Source organism: Providencia sp. 2.29, from assembly GCF_015832305.1.
In the GTDB taxonomy this organism is placed as follows: Bacteria; Pseudomonadota; Gammaproteobacteria; order Enterobacterales; family Enterobacteriaceae; genus Providencia; species Providencia stuartii.
The window spans coordinates 285145-296430 of sequence record NZ_CP065420.1 but is presented as its reverse complement, the minus strand read 5'-3'; the positions used below and the strand labels follow the sequence as shown (position 1 = coordinate 296430).

The 11286-nt window shown below is 43.2% G+C and carries 9 protein-coding genes; 5 read left to right on the top strand and 4 right to left on the bottom strand.

Features of this window, described 5'->3' with window-relative positions; translation table 11 throughout:
- The first annotated feature begins 204 nt into the window (after positions 1-204).
- The 4 genes from I3B46_RS01260 (at position 205) to glnG (ending at position 5371) form a co-directional block, all read left to right on the top strand.
- Positions 205-858 (top strand): PadR family transcriptional regulator, encoded by a 654-nt coding sequence (locus I3B46_RS01260; RefSeq protein WP_225829616.1) that lies wholly within the window; start codon positions 205-207, stop codon positions 856-858.
- A gap of 426 nt (positions 859-1284) precedes the next feature.
- Positions 1285-2694 (top strand): glutamate--ammonia ligase, encoded by a 1410-nt coding sequence (glnA, locus tag I3B46_RS01255; protein WP_004923644.1) that lies wholly within the window; start codon positions 1285-1287, stop codon positions 2692-2694.
- Positions 2695-2866: 172 nt separating this feature from the next.
- Positions 2867-3916, top strand: coding sequence for a nitrogen regulation protein NR(II) (glnL, locus tag I3B46_RS01250; protein ID WP_004923641.1), 1050 nt, complete (start codon positions 2867-2869; stop codon positions 3914-3916).
- 9 nt (positions 3917-3925) lie between these two features.
- Positions 3926-5371, top strand: coding sequence for a nitrogen regulation protein NR(I) (glnG, locus tag I3B46_RS01245; protein WP_004923638.1), 1446 nt, complete (start codon positions 3926-3928; stop codon positions 5369-5371).
- A 12-nt stretch (positions 5372-5383) separates the two neighbouring features.
- On the opposite strand, the gene I3B46_RS01240 is transcribed toward glnG, so the two are convergent.
- A complete protein-coding gene (locus I3B46_RS01240) occupies positions 5384-6262 on the bottom strand; it encodes a LysR family transcriptional regulator (protein ID WP_014657004.1) in 879 nt (292 codons plus the stop codon).
- A 194-nt stretch (positions 6263-6456) separates the two neighbouring features.
- Between I3B46_RS01240 and ampC the strand changes: the two genes are divergently transcribed.
- Positions 6457-7590 carry a class C beta-lactamase gene (ampC, locus tag I3B46_RS01235; RefSeq protein ID WP_071599671.1) on the top strand — a complete coding sequence of 378 codons (1134 nt, stop codon included), beginning with the start codon at positions 6457-6459 and terminating at the stop codon, positions 7588-7590.
- 38 nt (positions 7591-7628) lie between these two features.
- Here the strand turns inward: ampC and hemN are convergent, their stop codons facing one another.
- The 3 genes from hemN to I3B46_RS01220 form a co-directional block, all read right to left on the bottom strand.
- Positions 7629-9002 carry an oxygen-independent coproporphyrinogen III oxidase gene (hemN, locus tag I3B46_RS01230; protein ID WP_104873058.1) on the bottom strand — a complete coding sequence of 458 codons (1374 nt, stop codon included), beginning with the start codon at positions 9000-9002 and terminating at the stop codon, positions 7629-7631.
- Positions 9003-9212: 210 nt separating this feature from the next.
- Positions 9213-9740, bottom strand: a complete 528-nt coding sequence (gene yihI / locus I3B46_RS01225; RefSeq protein ID WP_004923620.1) for a Der GTPase-activating protein YihI — start codon at positions 9738-9740, stop codon at positions 9213-9215.
- 200 nt (positions 9741-9940) lie between these two features.
- Positions 9941-11275, bottom strand: a complete 1335-nt coding sequence (locus I3B46_RS01220; RefSeq protein ID WP_004923617.1) for an NCS2 family permease — start codon at positions 11273-11275, stop codon at positions 9941-9943.
- Positions 11276-11286: the final 11 nt, after the last annotated feature.

Below are 11286 nucleotides of genomic sequence, written 5' to 3'. Positions count from 1 at the left end.
TACTGAGAAATCACAAAGTAACAGAATAATACGCTATATTTTAAATTTTAACAGCCGTAAAAAAGAATAAAAAATAGAAATTCTTCTACTAACTCCCTCTTTCACGCTTTTTTCTGTAATTTAGATATATCTAAATTGACCAATTAGATATATCTAATTATATTTGTTCTCGTAAATTCGATATATCTAATCAAGGAGAATTATATGCGAATTCATTGTTGCCGTCATGTTTATCATTCACGCCATGAAGACGGTCATGGACACCAATGTTGCCACGGCGAAGGTCGTCATGGTCATGGCGAAGGTTGCCATGGTCGCGGTGAGGGACGTGGGCAGGGTGGTGGTCGCCATAGAGGTCGTGGATTACGCCGTTTATTTGATCATGGTGATTTGCACATTATGGTGCTTTCATTAGTGGCTAAAAAACCTAGCTATGGCTATGAAATTATCAAAGATATCCAAGAAGCCTCAAATGGCCTTTATGTACCAAGCCCAGGTGTTATTTATCCAACGCTAACACTACTCGAAGAACAAGGTTTCCTTGAGTCAGAAGTGGTTGAACGTAACCGTAAAAGTTTCAAAATCACGGCAGAAGGTGCAGCACATTTAAAAGCGAATCAAGAGACAGAAACCATTATTTTCCGTAAATTAGCCAAAGCGCGTGATATGCAGCACGGCGGTAATTTATCTGAAGAAATCGAAATGGCTGTCAGCCGTTTTAAAGCGCTCTTGCGCCATAAAATGGTTTTAAAACAATTAAGTGAACAACAAACTCGTCAAATTGCGCAAATCATCAATGATGCCGTACAGCAAATTGAGCAAGTCAACATTTTATTAACTGATAACATTGATGAATAAAAAGCGGGTTGGTTAATCATTTATTTTATCTAAATGGCCTTGTGTTTTGACGTCAAGCACAGGGCTAACGGTCAAAGCTCCCCCTCTCTACTAGCCATTAATAATGACTTTACTTTGGCACGGCAAAACCTTTGTGTAGCCGCTAATCCTCGCTTTTTATTACTAAAGCACCAATATAGTGCACTCCACATAGAAAATGCACCATATTGGTGCAATAATTCACATGTACTCTCCTACTAATTTGTCATAACGGCGTAACACTCCATATTTAGGCTATTTTAAAAAGTTGGCACGTTTTTCGCTTATACTTTTATGTGAGAAGTTACACCTTGATTAACTGATGCTGAAAAGCCAGAAATAATTGCAAAAAGTAACGCAACTGTATGTGGTTATTTTGCAGACCCGACCTGACCAGGAGAGCCGACGATGTCCGCAGAACACGTTTTATCGCTGATAGAAGAGCACAAAGTAAAATTTATTGACATGCGTTTTACTGATACCAAAGGTAAAGAGCAACACATCACCATCCCTGCTCATCAAGTCAACGAAGACTTCTTTGAAGAAGGTAAAATGTTTGATGGTTCATCAATTGGTGGCTGGAAAGGCATTAACGAGTCTGACATGGTGCTAATGCCAGATCCATCCACTGCAATGCTCGACCCATTTTTTGCCGACCCAACTTTGATCATTCGTTGCGATATTCTTGAGCCAGGCACAATGCAAGGTTACGACCGTGACCCCCGCTCTATTTCTCAACGTGCAGAAGATTTTTTACGTGCCAGCGGTATTGCTGACACCGTGCTGTTTGGGCCAGAGCCTGAATTCTTCATCTTTGATGATATTCGTTTTGGTAACAGCATGCACAGCAGCTACTATCACATTGATGATATTGAAGCGGCTTGGAATACTGGTACAAAATATGAAGGCGGTAACAAAGGCCACCGTCCGGGTGTAAAAGGCGGTTACTTCCCAGTTCCCCCCGTCGATTCTTCACAAGACCTCCGTTCTGCGATGTGTACCACCATGGAAGAAATGGGCTTAGTCGTTGAAGCTCATCACCATGAAGTGGCTACCGCAGGTCAAAACGAAGTGGCATGCCGCTTTAATACAATGACCAAAAAAGCAGACGAAACACAGATTTATAAATATGTCGTGCACAATGTTGCCCATGCTTACGGTAAGACGGCGACCTTTATGCCTAAGCCATTAGTCGGTGATAACGGTTCAGGTATGCACTGCCATATGTCACTGTCAAAAGATGGTATTAACCTATTTGCAGGCGATAAATACGGTGGTTTGTCAGAAATGGCGCTTTACTACATTGGCGGCATTATCAAGCACGCACGCGCACTGAATGCCTTCACTAACCCAACAACCAACTCGTATAAACGTCTGGTTCCGGGCTTTGAAGCACCAGTTATGTTGGCTTATTCTGCACGTAACCGCTCTGCATCTATTCGTATCCCTGTGGTTGCAAGCACCAAAGCGCGTCGTATTGAAGTGCGTTTCCCTGACCCAGCAGCCAACCCATACTTAGCGTTTGCTGCGCAATTAATGGCGGGTCTTGATGGCATTATCAATAAAATCCATCCGGGCGACGCCATGGATAAAAACCTATACGACCTGCCACCAGAAGAAGCAAAAGAGATCCCAACAGTGGCTGGTTCACTAGAAGAAGCCTTGGCTGAGCTAGATAAAGATCGTGAATTCTTAATTCGCGGTGGTGTATTCACCAACGATGCAATTGATGCCTATATCGAACTACTCCGTAGCGATATTCAACGCGTTCGCATGACCCCGCATCCATTAGAATTTGAAATGTACTACAGTGTGTAACACGCCGTTCCACTGCTAGTCTTTGTTGCCGTGAAACATTTGCCCCATCTCTGATGGGGCCTTTTCTCCTACTTTCAGTGGTATCATTTTATTTACGGCACCGTTATTCAAATTGCAGCTTTGTTGGGTAAATCAAGTATAATGCACCAAAATAGTGCAGGAGCAGAATTACATGAAAGCCGAACATTTGCCAGCACCGGAACATATTCTTGATTCACTGTTAAACAGCGTCTTAATCGTTGATTATGACCTTGTGATCCATTATGCCAATCATGCGGCTTTACAAATACTTGCCCAAAGCCAACGTAAAATATATGGCACCCCATTACCTGTACTTTGCAATTATTGCTCCTTAAATGATGAGCTAATGTTAAATAGCTTAAAAGAGGGCCATAGCTTCACCGATAACGAAGTTACGCTCGTTTTTAATAATCATTCCCATGTTATGTCGTTAAGTGCACAGCCTTTCTCTGCTCAGTTTATTTTGTTGGAACTGTCTCAATTAGATAGCCAACGCAGGCTCAGCCAAGAGCAGGTACAAAATGCTCAGCAATTGGCAGCAAGAGAGCTGATCCGGGGTTTGGCTCATGAAATAAAAAACCCATTAGGCGGCTTAAGAGGCGCTGCACAGTTGCTTTCAAGGGCATTACCTGACCCAAAACTGAATGAATATACGCAAGTTATTATTGAACAAGCCGACCGATTAAGGGCATTAGTCGATAGATTACTTGGCCCTCAATACCCTGGGCCAAAAACACAACAGAGTATTCACCACAGCGCTGAAAATATCGTGCGCCTTGTGTCATTAGAGAAGCCCGAAAATATCACGTTAATACGCGATTATGACCCTAGTTTGCCTGATCTTGAGTACTATCCCGATCAAATTGAACAGGTTCTACTCAATATTATCCGTAATGCGTTACAAGCACTTTCCGATACGGGTGGCACAATAACGCTACGCACTCGCACAGCATTTCAGGTCATGTTACAAGGGGAGCGTTATCGCTTAGCCGCTCGTATTGATGTTGAAGATAATGGCCCAGGTATTCCACCCGCTATCCAAGATACGTTGTTTTATCCTATGGTAAGTGGTCGCGAGGGCGGAACAGGATTAGGCTTATCTATCGTTCACAGTTTAGTGGATCAGCACGCTGGGAAAATTGAATTTACCAGTTGGCCCGGTCATACCGAATTTTCTATTTATCTACCAATTAAAAAATAGGGGATAACAATGCAGCAGGGAAAAATCTGGGTTGTTGATGATGACAGTTCTATTCGTTGGGTGCTTGAGCGCGCCTTAAATAGTGCCTCTTTTCATTGCACCTGCTTTGACAGTGCCGATGCTGTTCTTGCCGCTTTAGAGCATGATTGCCCTGATGTTTTGTTATCAGATATTCGTATGCCGGGTATTGATGGTTTAGCCTTACTTAATCGACTAAAGCAGTCGCACCCATCGCTTCCCATTATTATTATGACGGCACACTCTGATCTTGATGCAGCGGTAAATGCTTATCAATCGGGGGCTTTTGATTACCTACCTAAGCCTTTTGATATTGATGAAACCGTCGCTTTAGTCGAACGCGCCTTGAGCCATAGCCGAGAACAAAACCACCTCGAACGTGATTCTAAACAGAAAACGGAGAGTGTCTCTTCCACCATGATAGGTGAAGCTCCTGCTATGCAAGAGGTTTATCGGATCATAGGTCGCCTCTCTCGCTCATCCATTAGTGTGCTGATTAATGGTGAGTCCGGTACAGGTAAAGAATTAGTTGCACATGCACTGCATCAGCATAGCCCTCGTGCCAACGGCCCTTTTATTGCTCTCAACATGGCGGCTATTCCTAAAGATCTCATTGAGTCAGAGCTATTTGGTCATGAAAAAGGGGCCTTTACTGGCGCCACACAGGTTAGGCAAGGCCGTTTCGAGCAAGCTAATGGCGGCTCACTATTTCTTGATGAAATTGGCGATATGCCTCTAGATATACAAACACGACTATTGAGAGTTCTTGCGGAAGGGCAATTTTATCGTATCGGCGGTTATACTCCGGTAAAAGTCGATGTGCGTATTATCGCAGCAACACACCAAAATCTAGAAAAACGTGTTAAAGAGGGGCTATTCCGTGAGGATTTATTTCATCGCTTAAATGTCATCCGTGTACAGCTCCCACCATTACGTGAAAGAACAGAAGATATCCCACGTCTTGCCCATTATTTTTTACAAAATACTGCCAAAGAGCTCGGTGTCGATAGTAAGGTACTACATCCAGATAGTGAACATATTCTGCAACGCTATCATTGGTCCGGTAACGTGAGGCAATTGGAGAACGTTTGTCGCTGGTTAACGGTTATGGCGGCTAGCCAAGAAATTCTACCGCAAGATTTACCAGAGGACCTGTTGGATAGCCCACAACCGGACGATGCTAGCGAGGAGCCAGCAGCACGTCAGTCTGTCACAAGTCATCATCCATCATGGTTTGAACTGCTCGAGCAGTGGACACACAGTGCATTAGCTGAAGGTAAAGAAAACTTATTAGCTCAAACCGTCCCTCTAATGGAGCATACCATGCTAAATTGCGCCCTCAAATATACGAATGGGCACAAACAAGAAGCGGCTCGTTTATTAGGTTGGGGGCGAAATACTCTCACCCGCAAATTAAAAGAGTTGGGTATCGAGTAAATCACCACAGGCTTATTTCTGCACCTCTGCAAGTAGCCAATGACGAAAGATAGCCATTGCAGGGGTTGTCGGTCGTGATTTCAATCGACTCAGCCAATATCCCCCTAAAGTGACGCTAATATCAAACGGTTGAACCAATGTACCGGCGCTCAATTCGTGCTCGAACATACAACTTGGAGCCAGCGCCACGCCATCCGTTAACAGCGCAGCTTCAACCATTAAGCGCGAAGAGTCGAAAATTGGCCCTTTCACTCGCCATGGCTCAAGCTCTGCTGCTATCTGCCATTTTTCCCATTCGTCTTTACGATAAGAGCGCATCAAACTGTGATCTTTTAAATCTAATGGATGAGTTAACTTATTGGCCACTTTTTCAGAGCACAGTACGGTATGAGCCGCTGAAAATAGCGCCGTATTTTCTGCTAATGGCCACAATCCTTCCCCAAAACGGATCGCAAAATCAACCCCCTCGGCTGCTAAATTAACCACGTTATTGTGCGTCATGATGCGCAAATCGATATAAGGATACAATGCAGCAAAAGCGGGTAAGCGTGGTAATAACCAACCTACTGCAAACGTACCGACAACGGAGACACTCAAGACTTCATGGTAATGCCCATCTTCAAATTGTTGTAACAATGACTCTATTTGGTCAAATGAGCGGCTGAGTACAGGAAGTAAAGCCAACCCTTCATCGGTCAGAGCCAGCCCCCGAGGTAAGCGAATAAATAGCTCAAGTCCAAGCTGCTCTTCCAGCAAACGTACCTGCTGACTCACAGCGGCTTGGGTCACATTCAACTCCAGCCCTGCTCTTGTAAAGCTTAGGTGCCGCGCTGAAGCTTCAAATGCTCTCAACGCATTCAAAGGGAGACGATGACGATAATTCCCTGACATAAGTTTTTCTTTTACCTCATCGAATTTTATATCGTTTCAAATCAGAATTTAAAATAGGCATACTCTTTGCTCATCATCGGACAATACGGTATTAATCAATGCCTCAGCATCTAAGGCATGTGGAAATTAGAATACCTGAATTTTAATTATCAATAACTAAAACTTTTACTTTAATGGATAACTCTATGAAAAATATTTTTCGTCAGGGGCGGCTTTTTATCGCCTTAAGTTTAGCAATGACATCGATTTCCGCCTTTGCCCTTACACAGCAAGAGGTCGATGACATTATCAAGCCCCTGATGAAACAAGAACAGATCCCGGGTATGTCTGTTGCCATCTCAGTGAATGGCAAACAAGCTATTTACCATTACGGTGTTCAGTCAAAACAGACCCAAATTCCTGTTTCTGATAGGACGCTGTATGAAATTGGCTCCTTATCAAAAACCTTTACCGCAACACTGGCAACTTATGCGCAAATTCAAGGAAAACTCGACTTTAGCCAAAGTGTCAGTCATTACCTACCTGAATTAAAAGGCAGTGCTTTTGATAATGTTAGCGTGATGAATTTAGCCACCCATACATCAGGGTTATCGCTATTTGTACCTAGCGATATCAAAACCAACGATCAATTAATGGCGTATTATCAAAAATGGCTTCCTGACAATGAGGTTGGACAATATCGTTCTTATTCAAATTTAGGGGTTGGGTTACTTGGTATCGTGACGGCAAAGCAACTTAATATGCCTTTTTCTCAGGCTATGGAAAAATTGATGCTGCCTTCACTTGGCTTAAAACATACTTATATCCATGTTCCCAAAAGCCAAGAGAAATATTACGCACAAGGCTACAATAAGCAAAATCAGCCTGTTCGCTTAAACCTAGCAATCCTTGGACCAGAGGCTTATGGCCTAAAGTCCAATGCCAAAGATTTGATCCGTTATTTAGAAATCAATATGCAATCCATTAAAGTGGCGAAAACTTGGCAAGAAGCGATTGAAAACACCCATACTGGCGTTTACCTAACCGATTCGTTTGTGCAGGATATGATGTGGGAAAGCTATCCATGGCCGGTGTCGCTTTCACAATTACTGCAAGGCAACCGTGATGATATGGCTCTCAAACCACAAAAAGTGGAATTGATTAAGCCAGCCATGGCGCCAGAAGTACGCGCTTATTATAACAAGACTGGCTCTAGCAATGGCTTTGCGACATACGCGATATTTATTCCAGAAGAGAAGATTGCCATTGTTATGCTATCCAATAAATGGATACCTATTCCTCAGCGCATTACAGCGACTTACCAGTTACTAGAGAAAATCGAACGCTAAATACTCAAACGGCTCCATTGTAATATGGAGCCATGTATTTAAATAACACGAGAAAATTGCCGTTGACGCATTTGATTACGCAAATAGACATCAAAGCACATACAGATATTGCGGATCAGCAAGCGCCCTTGAGGAGTCACCTTAATCGCGGTTTCTGTTATTTCGACTAAGCCATCTTCTTCCATCGGTTTTAACAGCGCTAAATCCTCTGCAAAATAGCGTTTAAACTCGATAGGATAAAGCGCCTCAATTTGCGCATAATGAAGTTGGAAATTACAAATCAGTGTCTTTATCACATCTCGGCGTAAGCAGTCATCATTGGTTAACACTAACCCACGCCACAAAGCATGCCCTTGCTCTTTTACTTGCGCATAATAGGTTTTTAAATCTTTTTGGTTCTGCGCATAACTATCACCCAACATACTGATCGCCGATACGCCCAATCCTAATAAATCACAATCCCCTTGAGTGGTGTAGCCTTGGAAGTTGCGATGTAAAATCCCTTCACGCTGTGCAACGGCTAACTCATCTTGTGGTTTGGCAAAGTGATCCATACCAATAAACTGATAGCCTTCTGAGGTTAAGGTCGCGATGGTTTCTTGCAAAATATCCAGTTTTTGCTCAGCACTTGGCAAGTCTTCATCTTTAATTTTACGCTGTGCCGCAAACAAGTTAGGCAAATGAGCATAGTTAAACACGCTTAAACGATCCGGTGACAGTTCAATCACTTTTTTCAAGGTAAAAGCAAAGCTTTCTGGGGTTTGCTTTGGTAGACCGTAAATCAGGTCAATACTGGTTGATGTAAACCCCGTTTCTTTTGCTCGATTAATGAGCGCAAAAATAAAATCTTCATCTTGTTCGCGGTTAACTAAAACCTGAACGTCTTTATTAAAATCTTGCACCCCCATACTCAGGCGGTTGAACCCTTCGCTGCGCAAATGATCTATCATATCCAGTTCAATTTCACGGGGATCTACCTCTATCGACATTTCAACGTCATCAGAGAAATGGAAGTGTGTTTTGAGCAAAGTGACCAAATGGCTAACTTGAGCCTTATCGAGATAAGTAGGTGTGCCGCCGCCCCAATGCATCTGTGTAACGGTTCGCCCTTTTAATAAGGCTGCACGTTGAATAATCTCTTTTTCGATGACCTGCAAGTATTCATCTGCTTTATGCTTTTGCCGTGTCACCAGTTTATTGCAGCCACAAAAATAACAAAGCTTATGGCAAAAAGGGATGTGAACATAGAGCGATAATGGGTTTTCAGGGTAGCGTTGAGTTGCAGCCACAAACGCACTCTCATCATACTCTTGGTTAAATTCCAAAGCTGTCGGGTATGACGTATAGCGTGGCCCTGAATAATTATATTTTTGGATGAGAGAGAGATCCCAAACGATATTTTGCTCTGACATTAACATTCCTCAATTGCGCCGAATACCTACTTACAGGCTGTATCTTATGCTTTTTTATTGGCGAACTTATATACACGACATAATAACATAAAAGAAATTATAACTTGTGATTGGCAAGAGAGAGTTGATGCAGCACCAAAAGTCGCATGACTTGAATGAATTTTAACCAAAACCTCCTCCAGCAGTGCACCGGAGGAGATAGAAAAACGATTATTTACTTTTCAGGATACGCATAATGTCATCCAGTTTATCTTCGTCTTCTTCTTCATCGTCGTCGGTCAGTTCAATACCTAAAATAGACATCAGCTCATCAATGCGGTCTAAACAAGTATCAATATACGCCTGCTCTTCCGCTGTCACCGTTTCACCATCTTCTAAACGCGCCAACAAGCTATCTAAACGATCGTCCTGCTCAAGCATTTCAAGCTCTTGCTCTGGTGATAATTTAACTTTTACTGCCGGCTCTTTAGCGGGCGCTGGGCGTGTTACCACCGCATTATCATCAACAACCAACGGAATCGGTTTTTTGCTACCCACACGTGGGTCTAGGGCCTGATTTTGATTTCCAGACTTGCTATTCGTTGATTTTTCTTGATAACGCGCCCCTGATTTATTACCACGATGCTTTTTCTGGCGTTTGCGCTCACGCCCTTCTGCATTAAGCTCTTCTTTTGTTTTACGGTACTTTTTCTTGGTTTTGCTGGCGGTTTTACTTGCCGGTTTTTTTGGTGAATTCATGGTCTGATACCTTGATAAGTCAGTTTCTGCTGCGGAATCTAGCAGAATCCCTCAAGCTGTGAAAGCACTTGAGCAGCAATTAAAACGGTTTTTTGCATTTTGCTTGTCAGTCTTATTGATTATAGCTCGAATTGATAGCAATTAAGAGTATTTGATGACAAAACGGCTCCAAGAAGGGAGCCGTTAGATAAGGAAGGTGATTAGGCGTCGACTAAAACCATTTTTAAAATAAATAAAATGGAAACTAAAACAACACATAACCCTAAGTCGCGCCAACGACCAGTACCGATCTTCATTGCACAGTAAGCGATAAAGCCTAATGCAATACCTTCTGTAATCGAAAAGCTAAATGGCATCATGACCGCAGTAATAAATGCAGGCACCGACTCCGTCAAATCATCCCACTTCACACGCGTTAAACTGGATGTCATCAACACGCCAACATAAATCAGCGCGCCCGCGGTTGCATAAGCAGGAACCATACCCGCTAAAGGAGAAATAAACATGGTTAATAGGAATAACACCCCGACCACAATGGCAGTCAGACCAGTACGCCCACCAACAGATACCCCCGAAGAGCTTTCGATATAAGCGGTTACCGATGATGTTCCCATTGCAGAGCCGGCAACAGAACTTAAGCTATCCACATAGAGTGCTTGCTTCATGCGCGGGAATGTTCCGCGAGCATCAGTAATGCCAGCTTTATCCGTAACCCCAATCATTGTGCCGGATGAGTCGAATAAGTTAACCAACATAAAAGCAAAGATGACCCCAGACAGCGCCAAGTCCAGTGATCCCAAAATATCGACTTGCCCCACTACACTGGTGATGCTAGGTGGCAAAGAGAAGATGCCGTTGAACTTCACATCGCCTAATGCAAGGCCAATCAAGGTAGTGACCACAATGGAAACTAATACTGCTGCATGAATATTACGGGCAGCTAAAATTGCAATAATGAAAAAGCCCAGAGCACCTAACCAAACGTTATGTTGGGTGAAGTTACCAATGGAGACTAAAGTGTCTGGATTCGCCACGATAATACCTGAATTTTTCAGCCCCATCATGGCAATAAATAGACCGATACCGCTGGTGATCCCCACACGCAAACTCAATGGAATATTTGCAATGATCCAGTAGCGGATACGAAAGAGTGTTAGAATAAAGAGACCCACAGCGCCCCAGAACACAGCGCCCATCGCAACTTGCCATGAATACCCCATCGCCCCAACGACGACAAAAGCAAAAAAGGCATTTAGCCCCATTGCTGGTGCCACCGCGATAGGTAGGTTTGCTAATAACCCCATCAAAATACTGCCGATAGCCGCAATTAAACAGGTCGTTACGAATACGGCTTTAATGTCCATCCCTGCGACAGATAAAATTTGAGGGTTAACAAAGACAATGTAGACCATTGTGAGGAAGGTTGTAAAACCTGCAACGACTTCAGTTTTCGCCGTTGTTCCGTGTTCTTGTAATTTAAACACGCGTTGGAACAGACCCTGTTGTTGCACAGAGCCAGAAGATTGATTACTCATTAGATATTGCG